The following is a 17705-nucleotide window of genomic DNA, read 5'->3' on the forward strand; positions in this document are numbered from 1 at the left end:
AGGTGTTAAGCCCCTGCCATGAAACCATCGCTAGTCTTGAGAATGGGCCAGCAGCTGACGATGACACCGCAGCTGCAACAGGCCATCCGCCTGCTCCAATTGTCGACCCTGGACCTGCAACAGGAAATCCAGGAGGCCCTGGAGTCCAATCCGATGCTCGAACGCCAGGAAGAAGGCGACGACTTCGATAACACAGACCCGCTGGCCGACAACGTCGAGCAGAAGCCCAACACCGAGATCCCGGAACCGTCCTACCAGGAAGCCGCCCCGACGGTGGACAACCTCGAGGATGGCGAATGGAACGAACGCATTCCCAACGAGCTGCCCGTGGACACGGCCTGGGAAGATGTCTACCAGACCAGCGCCAGCAGCCTGCCCAGCAGCGATGACGACGAGTGGGACTTCACCACCCGCACCTCTGCCGGTGAGAGCCTGCAAAGCCACCTGTTGTGGCAACTGAACCTGGCGCCGATGTCCGACACCGATCGCCTGATCGCCGTGACGCTGATCGATTGCATCAACAACCAGGGCTACCTGGACGAGACCCTCGAGGAAATCCTCGAAGCCTTCGACCCCGAGCTCGACATCGAGCTGGACGAGATCGAAGCCGTTCTCCATCGCATCCAGCAATTCGAACCGGCCGGCATCGGCGCCCGCAACCTGGGCGAGTGCCTGTTGCTGCAATTGCGCCAGTTATCCGCCAAGACGCCATGGCTGGCCGAAGCCAAGCGACTGGTCACCGATTACATCGACCTGCTGGGCGGTCGCGACTACAGCCAATTGATGCGTCGCATGAAGCTCAAGGAAGATGAACTGCGCCAGGTCATCGAGCTGGTGCAGAGCCTCAACCCCCGCCCCGGCTCGCAGATCGAATCCACCGAGCCTGAGTACGTGGTCCCCGACGTGATCGTGCGCAAGCACAACGATCGCTGGCTGGTGGAGCTCAACCAGGAGTCGGTGCCCAAGCTGCGGGTCAATGCCCAGTACGCCGGTTTCGTCAAGCGCGCCGACACCAGCGCCGATAACACCTTCATGCGCAACCAGTTGCAGGAAGCCCGCTGGTTCATCAAGAGCCTGCAAAGCCGCAACGAAACCCTGATGAAAGTAGCCACCCAGATCGTCGAGCACCAGCGAGGCTTCCTGGAGTACGGCGATGAAGCGATGAAACCATTGGTCCTGCATGACATTGCCGAAGCGGTGGGCATGCACGAATCGACGATTTCCCGGGTGACCACCCAGAAATTCATGCATACCCCCCGGGGCATCTATGAATTGAAATACTTTTTCTCCAGCCATGTCAGCACCTCCGAAGGCGGCGAATGCTCGTCCACGGCCATCCGCGCGATCATCAAAAAACTGGTGGCCGCGGAAAATCAGAAAAAGCCGTTGAGTGACAGCAAGATCGCTGGTTTACTGGAGGCACAAGGCATTCAGGTGGCCCGCCGTACCGTCGCCAAGTACCGCGAATCCCTCGGGATCGCGCCTTCGAGCGAACGCAAGCGGCTGATGTAACAGGCCACGCCACAGCGTTCCAGTGGCAGGCATTTCTGCCTGCCGCTTTATGCACTGGCAACGAAGGAGAAGCTGTATGCAAGTCAACATCAGTGGACACCAACTGGAAGTGACCGAACCCCTGCGCACCTACATCGGCGAAAAACTCGACCGATTGGAGAGGCATTTCGACAAGATCACCAACGTGCAAGTCACGATGAACGTCGAGAAGCTGCTGCAGAAAATCGAAGCCACGCTGCATATCCCCGGCGGAGAAGTGGTTGCCAACGCAGAGCACACAGACATGTATGCCGCGATTGACCTGCTGACCGACAAGCTGGATCGCCAACTCAAAAAGCATAAGGAAAAGACCCAGAGCCTCCTCCAGGGCGCGACCGGTCGTTAACCCCCCCAATCCATGATCCGACTAGAAACCATCCTGACCCCCGGCCGTTCCCAAGTGAACGCGCCGGGCGGCAGTAAAAAGAAAGCCCTCGAACAAATTGCCAACCTGATCCACCGCGAGGTGCCGGATCTGGGAATGCAAGACGTCTTCGAGGCCCTGGTTGCCCGTGAAAAACTCGGTTCCACCGGTTTTGGCAACGGCATCGCCATTCCTCACTGCCGTCTCAAGGGTTGTGCCGCGCCGATCAGCGCGTTGTTGCACCTTGATACCCCCATAGATTTCGACGCCATCGACGGCGCTCCGGTCGACCTGCTGTTTGTATTGCTGGTTCCGGAAGCGGCGACCGATGCGCATCTTGAGCTGCTGCGCCAGATAGCCAGCATGCTGGACCGCAAGGAAGTGCGCGAAAAACTGCGCAGCGCGCCGAGTAACGAAGCTTTGTACCAGGTGGTCCTGGACGAGCAGAACGGTCATTAAACATGCGCATGATCATCGTCAGTGGCCGCTCCGGCTCCGGTAAAAGCACGGCCCTCAACGTGCTTGAGGACAGCGGCTACTATTGCATCGACAACCTGCCCGCCGGCCTGCTGCCGGAACTGGCCGAACGTGCCCTGATCCACACCGAGCTGGCGCAGCCGCTGGTGGCGGTGTCCATCGATGCGCGCAACCTGCCGAGCCACCTGTCGCGTTTTCCTGAACTGCTCGAAGAAGTGCGCAGCCGGCATATCCAGTGCGACGTGCTGTACCTGGATGCCGATGAGGAGACGCTGCTCAAGCGTTTTTCCGAAACCCGTCGGCGTCACCCCCTGAGCAACGCCAACCGCTCCCTGGCCGAAGCCATCGAGGATGAAAGCCAGCTGTTGGGGCCGATCGCCGACCTGGCGGACCTGAAGGTCAACACCACGCACCTGAACCTGTACCAGTTGCGTGACACGATCAAGCTGCGCCTGCTGAACCAACCGGAGCCGGGCACGGCGTTCCTGGTGGAATCGTTCGGCTTCAAGCGTGGCATGCCGGTAGACGCCGACCTGGTGTTCGATGTGCGTTGCCTGCCCAACCCGTATTGGAAACCGGAATTGCGTGAGCAGTCCGGGCTTGATCAACCGGTGATCGACTACCTGGCCGCACAGCCGGATGTCGAGGAAATGTACCAGGACATCTCCAGCTACCTGCTCAAATGGCTCCCCCGCTTTGCCGCGAGCAACCGCGCCTATGTCACGATCGCCATCGGCTGTACCGGCGGTCATCACCGCTCCGTCTACCTGACCGAACGCCTGGGTCAGCTCCTGCAACAATCCCTGAAGAATGTCCAGGTTCGCCACCGCGACCTCAGCTAAAGGATTCACATCGCGATGCCTGCTCAGGAAATTGAAATCATCAACAAGCTGGGTTTGCATGCCCGGGCGTCGGCAAAATTTGTAGGTGTGGCGGGGAGTTTTCCGGATACCACGATCAGGGTTGGGCGTACGCCAGAGTCCACGGTCGACGGTAAAAGCATCATGGCAATGATGATGCTCGCGGCCGGCAAGGGCACCAAGATTCACCTGAGCACTGAAGGGGAGAAAGCGCAGGAAGCGATGGAGGCCCTGGTTGACCTGATCAACAGATACTTCGACGAAGGCGAATAACGGCCCCAAGACTCGAGTCGAGCCAGTTGTGGCAAAGGGATTTTTTGTGGGAGCAAAGCTTGCTCGCGATGAACGATAACGCGGATAACCTGCACAATCGCGGCGCCTGCATCGCGGGCAAGCCTTGCTCCCACAGATAAATCTCACTACAGGTGTGGATTCGCGCCCTTCGCCGTCAGCCCAACGCCGTATCCAGCACCATCATCAGACAGAACCCCACCAACAACCCCAGGCTCGCCAGTTTCTCGTGACCATTGCGGCGGGATTCGGGAATGACCTCGTGGGTCACCACCAGCAACATCGCCCCGGCCGCCAACGCCAGGCCCAGGGGCAAGAGCATCTCGGCCAGGCTCACCAACCAGGCGCACAACAGCGCGAACACCGGCTCGACCAGCCCTGACGCCGCGCCAATCAGGAACGCCTTGACCCGCGACATGCCCGCCGCGGCCAGCACCAGCGCGATCACCAACCCTTCGGGGACATCCTGCAAAGCGATGCCCATCGCCAGGCTGTCGGCATCCGGCATGCCGCCACCCGCCGATACGCCCACCGCCATGCCTTCCGGAATGTTGTGGGCGATGATGGCAAACACGAACAACCAGATCCGCGGCGCAATGATCGGACGTCCTGGTGCCACCACCATCCTTTCGGGGCTGGCCGAGACCTTGCGGTCCACCAGATACAGCCCGAACGCCCCCGACATAATCCCGACACAGATAAGGCCGCTGGCGGCCCAAGGCGTGAGCCCCAACTGCTCGGCCGCGGCAATGCCCGGCACGATCAACGAAAACGCCGTGGCGGCAAGCATCACCCCGGCACCGAAGCCCAGCAGCGAATCGCTCACGGCCTGGGGCATGCGCCGGATGACCAGCACCGGCACCGCCCCCAACGCGGTGCCCAAGGCACAAAGCCCGCCGCCCTGAAGGGCACGCAACAACCTGGGCTCCAGGTCCAGCCACGCCAGGCCCTGGGCCGCCAACAACGTCATCCCGGCCAACAGCAGCAACGACCCCAAGGCATAGCGGAACATCCGTCCGCTTCCAATCGCCAGTGTTTGAGTATCCATAGTCAGCCTTGGCGGGTGTTCATGAAGGACTCGAAGCCAGCGCCGCCTGATAGCGTCGGGCGACTTCAGGCCAATTGATCACGTTGTAGAACGCATTGATGTATTCCGGACGACGGTTCTGGTAGCGCAGGTAATAGGCGTGCTCCCAGACGTCCAGGCCAAGAATCGGCGTGTTGCCATTCATCAGCGGACTGTCCTGGTTGCCGCTGCTTTCCACCACCAGGGTCTTTTGCGGGGTCACACTCAACCAGGCCCAGCCGCTGCCGAAACGGGTCAGCGCCGCTTTGGTGAAAGCCTCCTTGAAACGCTCGATACCGCCCAGTTGCGCATCGATCGCCGCCGCCAGGGCGCCCTCGGGCAGACCGCCGCCCTGGGGCGTCATCACCTCCCAGAACAACGAATGATTGGCATGGCCACCGCCCTGGTTGATCACCGCAGCCTTCAGGCTTGGCGGCAACTGCTCCACGCTGGACACCAGTTTTTCGACGGGCCACCCGGCGTATTCGGTGCCGTCCACCGCCGCGTTGAGGTTATTGATATAGGTCTGGTGGTGCTTGGTGTAGTGGATCTCCATGGTTTGCGCATCGATGTGCGGTTCCAGGGCATCGTAGGCGTAGGGCAATGCAGGCAAGGTAAAGGCCATGTTCAATGAACTCCATGATGAAGAGGGGCATTGCGCTGCCGGGACGTAGCGGCATTGCAATGCAGCAGGCGTTGGGTGCGGGGGTACTCACCGTGCTCGCTGATGAAATTCAGCAGTTCGACGTAGGTCTTGTGGCTCTGGCGCTGCGCGGCGGCGCGCAGGGCCGGTGTCAGGCGTTCGTCCTGCATCGTCTGCAACAACCGTTGGTGGATCGCACACAAGTATTCGGCGCTCTCCTCCGGCTGGTTCAAGCGCAAGTGCAGGTCCGCCAGGTTGTGATGGGAGACGACGCAAGCGGCGACCGCTTCGTCGGCATCCGCCCAGCGCTCGAATAACACCTGGGCCAGCGCCAGGGCTTGCAGGTAGGCTTCGCGGGCATCCACCAGCTCGCCCAGCATGAAACAGCGATTGGCTCGTTCGATCGTACGTTTCCAGTGTTCCATGATGAGTCCTCCACACAGGTGTCGGGGTTACACGCCGCCGGCGGTGAGCTTCTCCGGGTCCAGCAGGACTTCGAGCTCGCTGCGAGACAGGTCGGTGTGTTCCAGGGCGACATCGATGACCGGTCGGCCTTGCTGGTAAGCCTTCTTGGCGATTTCAGCGGCCTTCTGGTAACCGATGATCGGGTTCAGCGCGGTCACCAGGATCGGGTTGCGCGACAACGCTTCCTTGAGCCTGGCTTCGTTGACCTTGAACGTGGCGATGGCCTTGTCCGCGAGCAAGCGGCTGGCGGTGGACATCAGGGTGATGCTGCTGAGCAGGTTCTGGGCGATGATCGGGAGCATCACGTTCAATTCGAAGTTGCCCGATTGACCGGCGATGGTGATTACCGTGTCGTTGCCGATCACCTGGGCCGCCACCATGGCGGTGGCCTCGGGAATGACCGGATTGACCTTGCCGGGCATGATCGAGGAGCCCGGTTGCAAGCCCTCGAGTTCGATCTCTCCCAGGCCTGCCAGCGGACCGGAATTCATCCAGCGCAGGTCGTTGGCGATTTTCATCAGCGACACCGCCGTGGTCTTGAGCTGCCCGGAAACTGCCACGGCAGTGTCCTGGGAGCCAATCAGCGCGAACAGGTTCTTGCCCGGGGTGAATTGCACTTGGGTCAGTTGCGTCAGTTGCTGGCTGAACAATTCGGCGAAACGTGGATGGGCATTGACCCCGGTGCCGACCGCCGTACCACCCTGGGCCAGGGATTGCAGGCTCGGCAACAGGTCCTGCAAGTGGCCGATATTGGCCTTGAGCTGTTGCGCCCAACCGTCGAGCACCTGGCTCAGGCGCACCGGCATGGCGTCCATCAGGTGGGTGCGGCCGGTTTTGATGAACGGGTGGACGTCTTCGGCCTTGCGCTCGATCACCTGCACCAGGTGCAACAACGCCGGCAGCAGTTGCTCATGCAAGGCCAGCGCGGCACTGACATGAATGCTGGTGGGGATGATGTCGTTGCTGCTCTGACCGCAGTTGACGTGGTCATTCGGGTTGACCGTCTCCCCCAGCAGGCCGCTGGCGAGGGTGGCGATCACTTCGTTGGCGTTCATGTTGGAGCTGGTGCCGGAGCCGGTCTGGAAGATATCCACCGGGAAATGGTCCATGAAACGGCCTTCGAGCAGTCCCATGGCGGCATCGACGATGGCCTTGCCCTGGGCCGCGCTGATTTGTTCCAGCTCTACGTTGGCCCGAGCGGCCGCGGCCTTGGCCAGGATCAGCGCGCGGATGAACGGCGCTGGCATGCGCTGGCCGCTGACCGGGAAGTTATCCACGGCACGCTGGGTCTGGGCGCCATAGAGGGCGTCCACTGGGACGTGCAGCTCGCCCATGCTGTCGCGTTCGATACGGGTATTACTCATCGGGAGATCCTTGCACCAGTTCAATAAGAGGAATCGATGGCGCCAGGGCGCAGGTCGCCAGCGCCCAGGCATGGCTCTGCCAGCGCTTGAGGCGGCAGCGGCACAATGATTGGCGTTCGAGGTCACGCAGGGGGCGCCAGGCCTGGTCGAGGCAGAGGCTGCGCCAATGCCAGGGCAGCGCGACGTCCGAAGCGGTGTCGAGCAGCAGGCGGAAGGCGGTTTCGGAGATCATCCACGGCGAGGTGGCCGTGCAACAAGCCAGGTAGCGGCCCTCGGCCAGGTAGTGCTCGATCAACCGCGGCTCGTCCGGATTCATCGCGCAACGGATCTGGCGGCTCATCCAGCGCCAGCTTTCAAGGTAGGGTTGTTCGTGCAGGGCAGAACTCATGACCGGGGCTCACTCGGCGAATGAGATTCATTATTAGATGATAATAAGAAGCAACACAAGTCTTGCGAGGGACACTTTGTGGCGAGGGGATTTATCCCCGCTGGGGTGCGAAGCAGCCCCCAACAATCTTCCAGACGCACCGCAGTGTCAGTTTTTTAGGGGCACTTCGCACCCCAACGGGGATAAATCCCCTCGCCACAAGGATTTCTGCGGATACAAAAAAGGCGCGTCACCCAGCGGATGACGCGCCTTTTTTTACGCGATGAGTATCAGCTACCCGCCACCATCATCCGCTCGATCAGCACCGAGCCGGTGCGGATGTTGCTGCGCAATTCCAGGTCGTTGCCCACGGCCACGATCTGCTTGAACATGTCGCGCATGTTGCCGGCGATGGTCACTTCCTGGACCGGGAACTGGATCTCGCCGTTCTCGACCCAGAAACCCGCCGCACCACGGGAATAGTCGCCGGTGACCATGTTCAAGCCATGGCCCATCAGTTCGGTCACCAGCAGGCCCCGGCCCATGCGCCGCAGCAAGGCGGCCTGGTCTTCTTCGCCATGGGTCACGAACAGGTTATGCACGCCACCGGCATTGGCGGTGCTCGGCATGCCGAGTTTGCGGCCCGAATAGGTGCCGAGGATGTAGGACACCAGCTCGCCCTTTTCCACGAAGGGCTTGGCGTAGGTGGCCAGGCCATCGCCGTCGAACGCTGAGCTGCCCATGGCCTGCATCAGGTGCGGACGCTCGTCGATGGTCATCCATTCCGGGAACAGTTTCTGGCCCAGCGCGCCCTCGAGGAACGACGACTTGCGGTACAGGTTGCCGCCGGATACCGCAGACAGGAAGCTGCCGAACAGGCCACCGGCCAGCTCGGCAGAAAACAGTACCGGCACTTCGCAGGTCGGCACCGGCCGCGCGCCCAGGCGGCTGGCCGCCCGTTGCGCGGCTTTCTGGCCGATGCTCACCGGGTCCGCCAGCAAGGTGCCCTGGCGGCTCACGTCGTACCAGTAATCGCGCTGCATCTGGCCGTTGGCTTCGGCGATCATCACGCAGCTAAGGCTGTGGCGGGTCGATGCATAACCGCCGATGAAACCGTGGCTGTTGCCGTAGACGCGGCAGCCCTGGTGGGTATTGAGCGTCGTACCGTCGGCATTCTTGATCCGCGAGTCGGCATCGAACGCCGCCGCTTCGCAACGCAGTGCCTGCTCGATGGCCTGCTCGGGGGTGATGTCCCAGGCGTGGAACAGGTCGAAATCCCGCAGTTCCTTGCACATCAGCGCGGCATCGGCCAGGCCCGAGGCTTCGTCTTCGGAGGTGTGCTGGGCAATCGCCAGTGCCGCAGCGACGGTTTCGCGGATGGCGTCCGGGCCACTGGCCGACGTACTGGCCGAACCCTTGCGCTGGCCTACGTACAAGGTGATGCCAAAGCCCTGGTCGCGATTGAATTCGACGGTTTCCACCTCGCGCTGGCGTACCGAGGTCGACAGGCCCTGTTCCAGGGACACCGCCACCTCACACGCACTGGCGCCCTGCCGCTTGGCCTCGGCGAGGATCTGCTCGACTTGTTCCTGTAGTGCCGGCAATGCTTGCGGGCCGACGCTCTGAACTGCACTCATGGTGTTCTCCACTCAAATTCTGTTTTCGGGATGGCCTTCGAGCGACCGGGCCGGACAAGCGGCCCCCGACTGGTTATCATGGCGGCGTTTCTTTGCGGACTGCCACCATGGTTGATTCTTACGACGACTCCCTCTACGAGGGTGAAAAAAGCAAATCCCAGGTCAAACGCGAGCTGCATGCTCTGGTTGACCTCGGCGAGCGCCTGACAACACTCAAGCCTGACTTGCTGGCCAAACTGCCTTTGACCGACGCCTTGCGCCGGGCCCTGGCCGATGCGCCCAAGCACACCGCGAATATCGCGCGTAAACGGCACCTGCAATTCATCGGCAAACTGATGCGCGATCAGGACACTGACGCCATCCTGGTGCTGCTCGATCAACTCGATGCCTCCACCCGGCAGTACAACGAACGCTTCCACAACCTGGAACGCTGGCGCGATCGCTTGATCGCAGGCGACGACGGCGTGCTGGAAAAATTCGTCATCGACTACCCGGAGGCTGATCGCCAGCAACTGCGCTCCTTGATCCGTCAAGCCCAGCACGAGTTGGCGCAAAACAAGCCACCGGCCTCGAGCCGTAAAATCTTCAAGTACATCCGTGAGCTGGACGAGACTCAACGCGGCCTGCGCTGATCGCTAACAGCTTTACCCTCCTGCAAGAGGTTTCCGTGGCGAGGGAGCTTGCTCCCGCTCGGTTGCGCAGCAACCGCATCGGGGCTACTGCGTAGCCCAGCGGGAGCAAGCTCCCTCGCCACGATGACTCATGCAAGCCCCAGAGCACTCTCATGCGCCCGTGCCACCCACGGTAATCGCATCGATCTTCAGGGTCGGTTGACCGACGCCTACCGGCACCGATTGCCCATCCTTGCCACACGTCCCGACGCCACTGTCCAGCGCCAGGTCGTTACCGACCATCGACACCTTGCTCATCGCCTCCGGCCCGTTGCCGATCAGGGTCGCGCCCTTGACCGGTGCGGTGATCTTGCCGTCTTCGATCAGGTAGGCCTCACTGGTGGAGAACACGAACTTGCCGCTGGTGATGTCCACCTGGCCACCGCCGAGGTTGGCGCAATAGATGCCCTTCTTCACCGAGGCGATGATTTCCGCCGGATCGCTTTGGCCACCGAGCATGTAGGTGTTGGTCATGCGCGGCATCGGCAGGTGCGCGTAGGATTCACGACGGCCGTTGCCGGTGCGGGCCACGCCCATCAGCCGGGCATTGAGCTTGTCCTGCATGTAGCCCTTGAGCACGCCGTTCTCGATCAGCGTGGTGCATTCGGTCGGTGTGCCTTCATCGTCGACGCTCAGGGAGCCGCGACGCCCGGCCAGGGTGCCGTCATCGACAATGGTGCAGAGTTTCGAAGCAACCATTTCCCCCATGCGTCCGCTGTAGGCCGAACTGCCCTTGCGGTTGAAATCGCCTTCCAGGCCGTGGCCCACCGCTTCGTGCAATAGCACGCCGGACCAGCCGGAGCCCAGCACCACTGGCAACGTGCCGGCCGGGGCCGGGATCGCCTCAAGGTTGACCAGCGCCTGGCGCAACGCTTCGCGGGCGTAGCCCATGGCGCGGTCTTCGCTGAGGAAATAACGGTAGTCTGTGCGCCCGCCGCCGCCATGGCCGCCACGCTCACGCCGACCGTTCTGCTCGACGATCACGCTGACATTGAACCGCACCAGCGGTCGAACGTCCGCCGCCAGGCCACCGTCGGTGGAGGCCACCAGAATGCGCTCCCAGACCCCGGCCATGCTCACCGTCACTTGCTGGATGCGCGGGTCCAAGGCACGGGTGGCGACGTCGATGCGCTTGAGCAACTCGACTTTTTCGGCGCGGCTCATGACTTCCAGCGGATTGTCCGGCGCATACAGCTGCGCCACGTCCTGGCTGCTGAACGCCTGGACCGTGCCATTCTGCCCGGCGCGGGAAATCGAGCGGGCGGCACGGGCCGCAGCGCCGAGGGCTTCGAGGGTGATGGCGTTGCTGTAGGCAAAACCGGTCTTTTCCCCGGACTGGGCGCGCACGCCCACGCCCTGGTCGAGGTTGAAACTACCTTCCTTGACGATGCCGTCTTCCAGCGACCAGGACTCGGAGATCTGGCCCTGGAAATACAGGTCGGCCGCATCGATGCCCGGGCCGGCCAAGTCGCCCAGCACGCCTTGCAGGCTTTCGAGGGTCACGCCGCCGGGGGCTAAAAGGTGTTCACTGACTGAGGACAACAACCCGCTCATATGTTTTACGCCTTGAATTCGTCGTCTTGGACAGGCCGCTGTCGAGCGCCCTGCGAGAAAAAGCGCCGATGGCTGGCCACCGGCATGCGCGCCCGGATGGACGCTTGTTCGCTGCTGTCGCGCTCGGCCACCAGCACGGCCTCGCCTTGATCCTGTTGTGCCAGCACGCGACCCCACGGGTCGACAATCGCCGCATGGCCAAAGGTTTCCCGAGGCCCCGGATGCACGCCGCCCTGGGCGGCCGCCAGCACGTAGCACTGGGTCTCGATGGCCCGGGCGCGGATCAGCACATCCCAATGGGCCGCGCCGGTCACCGCGGTAAACGCCGACGGCGCCGTGATCAGTTCGGCCCCGGCCGCCCGCAGCTCGCTGTAGAGCTCCGGGAACCGCAAGTCATAACAAACCGTCAGGCCCACCCGGCCGACGGGAGTATCGGCAACCACCACGTTGGAACCATAAGCATAGTCATCCGACTCGCGATAGCGCCCGCGATTGTCCGCCACATCCACATCGAACAGGTGCAGCTTGTCGTAGCGCGCCACGATCTGACCCTGGTCGTCCACCAGCAACGAACAGGCATGGGACCTGGCCTCGGGCTGGTCCACCGGCGGCAACGGCAACGTGCCGGCCACAATCCATAACTTGAGGTCACGGGCGACCTGTTTCAACCACGGCAGGATCGGTCCCTGACCAAAGGCTTCGGCACGGCCGATATCGGCAACGTCCCGCCGCCCCATCGCCGCGAAATTCTCCGGCAGCACCGCCAGCCTCGCACCGCCGGCAGCAGCCTGCTCCAGCAGCACCCGGGCACGGGCCAGGTTGGCGAGCACATCGCTTTGGCTGACCATTTGGATCACGGCGACTGGCATGGTGTCTCCCTCATTTTCATCCTCGCCCAAGGCGGCTGTGGGAGCAAAGCTTGCTCGCGATGAGGCAGGTACATCCAACATAGAGGCTGGTTGATACACCGCAATCGCGAGCAAGCTTTGCTCCCACAGGCCCGCCCCCACAAGGGGGTTGGCGTCGAACTGTCAAAACGGCTTGTCAAAGGTGATCTTCGGCTCTTTCCACGGCCCCTTGACGTCGTATCTTACGCTGGCAAAGCGCGCCACGCGGTCGCCGATCAGTTTGTCGATCAGAAACAGCGCCCCACCCACCGCCGGTGCGCCAACGATCAGCGCGGCAATCGGCAGGTTGTTGGTCACCGGCAGCGTCACCAGCAGCTTGGCGTCGACCCGATCGGCCACCATGTCCAGCGTGCCGTTGAGTTCCAGGTTGCTCGACGGCCCGGTCAGGGTAATGGGTTCGCGGGTCACATACACCCCGTCGCTCGCCACCAACAGCCCTTTGACCCGGTCGTAGCTCAGGCCCTTGCTGAACAGGTCGGAGAAGTCCAGGCGCAAGCGTCGGCCGATGGAGTTGAAGTTCAGCAGGCCAAATACCCGCAACGCCTGGGCACTGCCTTCGACTTCAACGAACTGGCCCTTGCTCAGCGACGCGTCGAGGCTGCCGGAAAAGCGCTTAGTGGCGACCCACGCCGGCGAACCGGGCCAACGCCCATCGACATCCAGGCGGAATGTCTGGCTGGTCACGCTTGGCGCAAAGCCCCAGCCCTTGAGCACATCGCCCAGGTTCTTGCCGCCGATCCGGCCCTTGTACCAACTACTGGTGGCACCGGGCGCGCCTTCCCAGCCGCCGCTGCCGTTCAACACCATGCCCTTGAGGCCCATGTCCAGGTTGTTCAGCGCGATGCCCTTGGCGGTCGGTCGCACTTTCAACGACCACGCGCCGATGAGATCGGGGCCCTGGAACAATTGGTCGATGGCGATATCCATGGCCGGGATCTTGCCGGGATCGACCGACGCCAGCGGGTCCGGTGCGTTTTCATCCGCCTGGACGCTCGGGTCCGCGGCCGGCAGGCGAACATAGTCGAGCTTGATACCAATCGGGGCGGCCTTGGCGTCCGGCAGGTTGACATTGCCCTTGGCCTGCTGGCTGTCGAGCCTCAAGGCCCAGGCGTCCGGCTTGCGATCCAGTTGCACCGACGCCTGGTCCAGGGTGGTGCCCATGGCCGTAAGTTTGCCAACGTTCAGATCGACGCTGCTGAGCAGTTGCTTGGCACTGCCGCCCGGATCCTGGCCCGCGTATTTGTTCACCAGGTCCTGCCAAGGACTGACATCCAGTTCCGCCAACGTGCCGCGCAGTCGCAGCCCCTTGCCGCCAGGCAGCACCGCATCGCCGGCCCCCAGCAGCAATTCGCCGCGACCGTCAGCGACTTTCCCGCTCGGCGCGGCGTAAGTGAAGCTGGCCAGGTCGCCATAATCGACCCAATAACGCCGTTCCGCCCCTTGCAGGGTCATGCGAAACACCGTGTCGCGCCCGACCTCGGCGGCCATTCCGAAGGGAGCCGGCAGGTCGATGGCCACGCCCTTGAGGCTGGAACTGACCGACAACTGGCTGTCGGCGCCGTCGAGGATCACTTGCAACTGGTAGGGCACGACGCCCGATACCGGCAACGGTTGGGTGACATTCAGCCAACGGGTGAGCTTGTTGATTTCCACCTGCCCGGAGGCGGCGACCCGCGTGTTGAGGGCTCCGGCACGGCCCTCGGCGAAAATCTGCGCGGTTACGGGCCGGTCGAATGCCCGGGCACTGATGCCTTTGCCGCTCAAGCCCTTGTTGCTGTCAAAGCGGAAATCGCCCTTGAGCTGGGTCAGTTCCAGCGCCGGCTCGCTGAGTTTGAGACGAGCCTGGTCGGTGGCGAAGTCCACCAGGATCTTCGGTTGCTCGCCTTTGACCAGCGGGATATCCAGCTTCACGCTGCCTTTGAGGTCGCCCTCGCCTTCCCAGCCGGCGAACGTCTCGGCGGTCCCGATCGGCGCGGTCTGGAGAATTTTCAGACCGTCGCCCAGCCCACCGGCGAACCCGCCGTCCAGCAGCAGATGAGAGCTCTGGCCGGTCGGGACATGGGGAATGTTCACCGAAACATCCTTGACCTGGGTCTCGAGCAATTGCCCTTGGCTGGCATAGATGCGCACGCCGCTGTCTTCGACGAAGACATCGCCGCTGACCTTGCTGACCGAAGGCCAACCCGGCTGGAACGCCAATTCGGCGTCATGCACCTTGAAAAACAGGCTGATGCTGCGATCCGCGTCCCCGGCACCTTTATTCAGTGAGCCTTGGTACTGGAAAAAGCCCTCGTCCACCGCGCCCTTGACGATGGCCGTGCGCAGCCACTCATCCAGCGCTGGGCTGAGGACCGCCGGCAGGTACTTGGCGGTGTAGCGTCCATCACCGTCCACCAGGCCGACCCGCAGGTCCATGTAGTCTTCCTGGCTGTGGTCGAAGTGCAGGCGGATCAGGAAGTCGCCGGCAATCCGGCCCTCCTCGCCCAGCACCTTCAGGTACGGCGCGATCAGGGTGAAACCTTGCTTGTCGAGCTTCCAGGTCAGCCGGGCGTTGGCCTGCAGGTACTGCCAGGGCTTGGCGAAGATCGGGTCCAGGTGCAGAGAAAAGTCCTTGCTGTCCATGCGCAGCTCGCCGCCGCCCAGGTCGCCGCTCAGGCTCCCGGAGACATTGCGCGCCGCCGGGGCGCCGCGATAGGCATCAAAGCCCACGGTGTCCAGGTTGGTGGCGAAGCTGACTTTCTGATCTCCGGTGTTTTGCGGCCGGTAGTCCAGCAGCACGTTGCGCAGGGCACCGGTCACCTTGAGCCGGTCAATCGTCGTGGCGAGGCCTTCGGGCAATGGCGCCAGGGCATTGAGCAAAGGCGTGAGCGGGGTCAGGTCGAGGCGGTCGGCCTGCAGGTGCCAGCGCTCCTCGGCCTGCTCGGTGGCAGCAGTTTGTTGCAGTTGCAGGTGCGACTCCCAGCGGGTCTCGCCCAGGTTCATCGCCAGGGAGTCGAAGGTCGCGGTGAAGCCTTGGCTACCACGCTGGAAATAAGCGTTGAGGGCCAGGTTGTGGATCTGTACCGGCTTGCGTTCGCCATAGGCGCCCTGGAGCTGCGGCGCGTTCAGGCGCATGGTCGCGCTTTGCAGCGTGCCCTCGGCCCAACTGAGCCAGAACTCACCGCCGGCCTTGATCTGGGAGAAATTCCATTGCTGGGTCAGGCGTTTCGGCAGCCATTTGGACCAGTCGCTTTGCGGCAGGCTCAAGTAGGCATCGGCCTGGCCGTTCTTCCAGTCGCTGGCGCGCAGGCGGGTGCGCAGGTTGATCGCCACCGGCTGCCCGTCAGGCAGAGTCAGGCGTGCGTCCAGGCGCTGGCGGGTGGCGCCGGTGCGCAGGCTCAAGCCGACGTAGGTGAGGGTCAGTGGCGGTTGTTCGATGGGCTGCAAGGTCACCTGGCTATCGAGCACCGAGAGCTTGGAGACCATTTGCATGCGTTCGAGCAACTGCTGCGGATCGAGGGGCTGCTCGTCCTTCACCGGCAGGCCTTCCAAAGCCCACTTGCCGTCGGCGCCTTCCTTGAGGCTGATCTTCAGGCCACTGACTTCCAGGTGGGCGATACGCACCTGACGCGCCAGCAGGCTGTCCCACAGGTCAGGCACGGCCCGCACCTGATCCAGGTGCAAGGCATTGGGGCCCTCGCCGACCACCACGTCGCGCGCCGCCAGGATCGGCGCCAAGCCGCTCCAGCTGCCGTCGAGGCTGCCGATGTGCACGGGCATGCCCAGGGCGGCACCGGCGCGGGTCTCGACCTCGGCGCGGTATTCGGCCACCAGCGGGACCAACTCTCGACCGAGGCTGACGTACAACGCCAGCAACACCAACAGCAGGGCGCAAAGCCCCAGCCCCCAACGGGTCAGCGTCGCGATCATGCGTGTCAGACGCTCCATGTCAGTGGGCTCCCCTGGCTAAGACAATCAAATCCGCGGGCCCGCCGCTTCCCAAGCTCTTCAGAGCAGCACCACGTCGTATTGTTCCTGGGAATACATGGTTTCAACCTGGAAGCGAATCGTGCGTCCGATAAACGCTTCCAACTCCGCGACATTGCCTGACTCTTCGTCGAGCAGGCGATCCACCACTTTCTGGTTCGCCAACACTCTATAACCGGTCGCCTGGTAGGCGCGCGCCTCCCGGAGGATTTCCCGGAAGATTTCGTAACACACGGTTTCCGGGGTCTTCAGCTTGCCACGCCCCTGGCAACTGCTGCATGGCTCGCACAGCACCTGCTCTAGGCTTTCGCGGGTGCGCTTGCGGGTCATTTGCACCAGGCCCAGTTCGGTGATACCAATGATGTTGGTCTTGGCGTGATCGCGTTCGAGTTGTTTTTCCAGCGTCCGCAGCACCTGGCGCTGGTGCTCCTCATCCTCCATGTCGATGAAGTCGATGATGATGATCCCGCCCAGGTTGCGCAGGCGCAGCTGCCGGGCAATCGCCGTGGCGGCCTCCAGGTTGGTCTTGAAGATGGTTTCTTCCAGGTTGCGATGGCCGACGAACGCTCCGGTGTTGACGTCGATGGTGCTCATGGCTTCGGCCGGATCGACCACCAGGTAACCGCCGGACTTGAGCGGTACCTTGCGTTCCAAGGCTTTCTGGATTTCGTCCTCGACCCCGTACAGATCGAAAATCGGCCGCTCGCCAGGGTAATGCTCCAGACGGTCGGCAATTTCCGGCATCAGCTCGGCGACGAACTGGGTGGTCTTTTGGAAGGTTTCCCGGGAGTCGATGCGAATCTTCTCGATCTTGGGGCTGACCAAGTCGCGCAAGGTCCGCAGCGCCAGGCCCAGGTCTTCATAGATCACGCTGGGGGTGGCGATGGTCTTGATCTGCGCGGCGATCTGGTCCCAGAGGCGGCGCAGGTAGCGGATGTCCATGAGGATCTCATCGGCCCCGGCCCCTTCGGCGGCGGTGCGCAGGATGAACCCACCGGTTTCCTTGATGCCTTCTTTTTCCACGCAATCGCTGACCACCTGCTTGAGGCGCTCGCGCTCGGCTTCGTCTTCGATCTTCAGGGAAATGCCAACGTGGGCGGTACGCGGCATGTACACCAGGTAGCGCGACGGGATCGACAGTTGCGTGGTCAGGCGTGCGCCCTTGGAGCCGATGGGGTCCTTGGTGACCTGCACCACCAGGCTCTGGCCTTCATGCACCAGCGCGCTGATGCTCTCCACGGCCGGTCCTTCGCGCATGGAGATTTCCGACGCATGGATGAACGCCGCGCGGTCCAGGCCGATGTCGACGAAGGCCGCCTGCATGCCCGGCAGCACCCGTACCACCTTGCCTTTATAGATATTGCCGACGATGCCACGCTTTTGCGTACGCTCGACGTGGACCTCTTGCAGCACACCGTTTTCAACCACCGCCACGCGCGACTCCATCGGCGTGATGTTGATCAGGATCTCTTCACTCATGGCAGGGTCTCGCTCAGGCATGTTCACGATAATGGCCGCATC

General features: G+C 62.7%; 16 protein-coding genes. 6 read left to right on the forward strand and 10 right to left on the reverse strand.

The window, feature by feature from the left end; genetic code table 11:
- Positions 1-18 precede the first annotated feature (18 nt).
- The 5 genes from AC3A5O_RS18330 to AC3A5O_RS18350 all read left to right on the forward strand — a co-directional run bounded on the left by AC3A5O_RS18330 (position 19) and on the right by AC3A5O_RS18350 (position 3525).
- Positions 19-1512 carry an RNA polymerase factor sigma-54 gene (locus tag AC3A5O_RS18330; protein WP_487753528.1) on the forward strand — a complete coding sequence of 498 codons (1494 nt, stop codon included), beginning with the start codon at positions 19-21 and terminating at the stop codon, positions 1510-1512.
- 76 nt (positions 1513-1588) lie between these two features.
- Positions 1589-1897, forward strand: a complete 309-nt coding sequence (hpf, locus tag AC3A5O_RS18335; protein ID WP_003178005.1) for a ribosome hibernation-promoting factor, HPF/YfiA family — start codon at positions 1589-1591, stop codon at positions 1895-1897.
- 12 nt (positions 1898-1909) lie between these two features.
- Positions 1910-2374 (forward strand): PTS IIA-like nitrogen regulatory protein PtsN, encoded by a 465-nt coding sequence (ptsN, locus tag AC3A5O_RS18340; RefSeq protein ID WP_122568876.1) that lies wholly within the window; start codon positions 1910-1912, stop codon positions 2372-2374.
- 2 nt (positions 2375-2376) lie between these two features.
- Positions 2377-3234 carry an RNase adapter RapZ gene (rapZ, locus tag AC3A5O_RS18345; RefSeq protein WP_018613998.1) on the forward strand — a complete coding sequence of 286 codons (858 nt, stop codon included), beginning with the start codon at positions 2377-2379 and terminating at the stop codon, positions 3232-3234.
- Between the two features lie 15 nt (positions 3235-3249).
- The gene (locus tag AC3A5O_RS18350) at positions 3250-3525 is read left to right on the forward strand and encodes an HPr family phosphocarrier protein (protein WP_122568877.1); all 276 of its coding nucleotides are present in this window, start codon (positions 3250-3252) and stop codon (positions 3523-3525) included.
- A gap of 175 nt (positions 3526-3700) precedes the next feature.
- Here AC3A5O_RS18350 and AC3A5O_RS18355 read toward each other — a convergent pair whose 3' ends face one another.
- From AC3A5O_RS18355 to pmbA, 6 genes are all read right to left on the reverse strand, one after another.
- Positions 3701-4591, reverse strand: coding sequence for a ZIP family metal transporter (locus AC3A5O_RS18355; protein ID WP_305469749.1), 891 nt, complete (start codon positions 4589-4591; stop codon positions 3701-3703).
- A gap of 19 nt (positions 4592-4610) precedes the next feature.
- Positions 4611-5234: a superoxide dismutase gene (locus AC3A5O_RS18360; protein WP_122568879.1), complete on the reverse strand. Its 624-nt coding sequence runs from the start codon at positions 5232-5234 to the stop codon at positions 4611-4613.
- Positions 5235-5236: 2 nt separating this feature from the next.
- Complete coding sequence (locus tag AC3A5O_RS18365) at positions 5237-5677, reverse strand: DUF2753 family protein (RefSeq protein ID WP_305469747.1); 441 nt, start codon at positions 5675-5677, stop codon at positions 5237-5239.
- A gap of 27 nt (positions 5678-5704) precedes the next feature.
- Positions 5705-7081, reverse strand: coding sequence for a class II fumarate hydratase (locus tag AC3A5O_RS18370; RefSeq protein WP_122568881.1), 1377 nt, complete (start codon positions 7079-7081; stop codon positions 5705-5707).
- Positions 7074-7469 (reverse strand): hypothetical protein, encoded by a 396-nt coding sequence (locus AC3A5O_RS18375; RefSeq protein ID WP_053118468.1) that lies wholly within the window; start codon positions 7467-7469, stop codon positions 7074-7076. The genes AC3A5O_RS18370 and AC3A5O_RS18375 overlap by 8 nt, the downstream gene beginning before the upstream one ends.
- A gap of 269 nt (positions 7470-7738) precedes the next feature.
- On the reverse strand, positions 7739-9085 hold the full coding sequence (gene pmbA, locus AC3A5O_RS18380) for a metalloprotease PmbA (protein WP_122568882.1): 1347 nt from the start codon (positions 9083-9085) through the stop codon (positions 7739-7741).
- Between the two features lie 107 nt (positions 9086-9192).
- Between pmbA and yjgA the strand changes: the two genes are divergently transcribed.
- On the forward strand, positions 9193-9717 hold the full coding sequence (yjgA, locus tag AC3A5O_RS18385) for a ribosome biogenesis factor YjgA (RefSeq protein ID WP_003197830.1): 525 nt from the start codon (positions 9193-9195) through the stop codon (positions 9715-9717).
- Positions 9718-9867: 150 nt separating this feature from the next.
- On the opposite strand, the gene tldD is transcribed toward yjgA, so the two are convergent.
- The 4 genes from tldD to rng form a co-directional block, all read right to left on the reverse strand.
- A complete protein-coding gene (gene tldD, locus AC3A5O_RS18390) occupies positions 9868-11310 on the reverse strand; it encodes a metalloprotease TldD (protein ID WP_072341241.1) in 1443 nt (480 codons plus the stop codon).
- Between the two features lie 5 nt (positions 11311-11315).
- Entirely contained in the window at positions 11316-12179 is an 864-nt protein-coding gene (locus tag AC3A5O_RS18395) for a carbon-nitrogen hydrolase family protein (RefSeq protein WP_305482670.1), read from the reverse strand.
- Positions 12180-12341: 162 nt separating this feature from the next.
- The gene (locus tag AC3A5O_RS18400) at positions 12342-16145 is read right to left on the reverse strand and encodes a YhdP family protein (protein WP_354337182.1); all 3804 of its coding nucleotides are present in this window, start codon (positions 16143-16145) and stop codon (positions 12342-12344) included.
- A gap of 60 nt (positions 16146-16205) precedes the next feature.
- The gene (gene rng / locus AC3A5O_RS18405; protein WP_053118461.1) at positions 16206-17663 is read right to left on the reverse strand and encodes a ribonuclease G; all 1458 of its coding nucleotides are present in this window, start codon (positions 17661-17663) and stop codon (positions 16206-16208) included.
- Positions 17664-17705: the final 42 nt, after the last annotated feature.

The organism is Pseudomonas sp. Soil_N_39 (assembly GCF_057655955.1).

What these genes read in the sequence shown, in the direction of transcription:
- AC3A5O_RS18330 (WP_487753528.1), top strand. Translation starts at nt 19, where the DNA reads ATGAAACCATCGCTAGTCTTGAGAATGGGCCAGCAGCTGACGATGACA.
- hpf (WP_003178005.1), top strand. Translation starts at nt 1,589, where the DNA reads ATGCAAGTCAACATCAGTGGACACCAACTGGAAGTGACCGAACCCCTG.
- ptsN (WP_122568876.1), top strand. Translation starts at nt 1,910, where the DNA reads ATGATCCGACTAGAAACCATCCTGACCCCCGGCCGTTCCCAAGTGAAC.
- rapZ (WP_018613998.1), top strand. Translation starts at nt 2,377, where the DNA reads ATGCGCATGATCATCGTCAGTGGCCGCTCCGGCTCCGGTAAAAGCACG.
- AC3A5O_RS18350 (WP_122568877.1), top strand. Translation starts at nt 3,250, where the DNA reads ATGCCTGCTCAGGAAATTGAAATCATCAACAAGCTGGGTTTGCATGCC.
- AC3A5O_RS18355 (WP_305469749.1), bottom strand. Translation starts at nt 4,591, where the DNA reads ATGGATACTCAAACACTGGCGATTGGAAGCGGACGGATGTTCCGCTAT.
- AC3A5O_RS18360 (WP_122568879.1), bottom strand. Translation starts at nt 5,234, where the DNA reads ATGGCCTTTACCTTGCCTGCATTGCCCTACGCCTACGATGCCCTGGAA.
- AC3A5O_RS18365 (WP_305469747.1), bottom strand. Translation starts at nt 5,677, where the DNA reads ATGGAACACTGGAAACGTACGATCGAACGAGCCAATCGCTGTTTCATG.
- AC3A5O_RS18370 (WP_122568881.1), bottom strand. Translation starts at nt 7,081, where the DNA reads ATGAGTAATACCCGTATCGAACGCGACAGCATGGGCGAGCTGCACGTC.
- AC3A5O_RS18375 (WP_053118468.1), bottom strand. Translation starts at nt 7,469, where the DNA reads ATGAGTTCTGCCCTGCACGAACAACCCTACCTTGAAAGCTGGCGCTGG.
- pmbA (WP_122568882.1), bottom strand. Translation starts at nt 9,085, where the DNA reads ATGAGTGCAGTTCAGAGCGTCGGCCCGCAAGCATTGCCGGCACTACAG.
- yjgA (WP_003197830.1), top strand. Translation starts at nt 9,193, where the DNA reads ATGGTTGATTCTTACGACGACTCCCTCTACGAGGGTGAAAAAAGCAAA.
- tldD (WP_072341241.1), bottom strand. Translation starts at nt 11,310, where the DNA reads ATGAGCGGGTTGTTGTCCTCAGTCAGTGAACACCTTTTAGCCCCCGGC.
- AC3A5O_RS18395 (WP_305482670.1), bottom strand. Translation starts at nt 12,179, where the DNA reads ATGCCAGTCGCCGTGATCCAAATGGTCAGCCAAAGCGATGTGCTCGCC.
- AC3A5O_RS18400 (WP_354337182.1), bottom strand. Translation starts at nt 16,145, where the DNA reads ATGGAGCGTCTGACACGCATGATCGCGACGCTGACCCGTTGGGGGCTG.
- rng (WP_053118461.1), bottom strand. Translation starts at nt 17,663, where the DNA reads ATGAGTGAAGAGATCCTGATCAACATCACGCCGATGGAGTCGCGCGTG.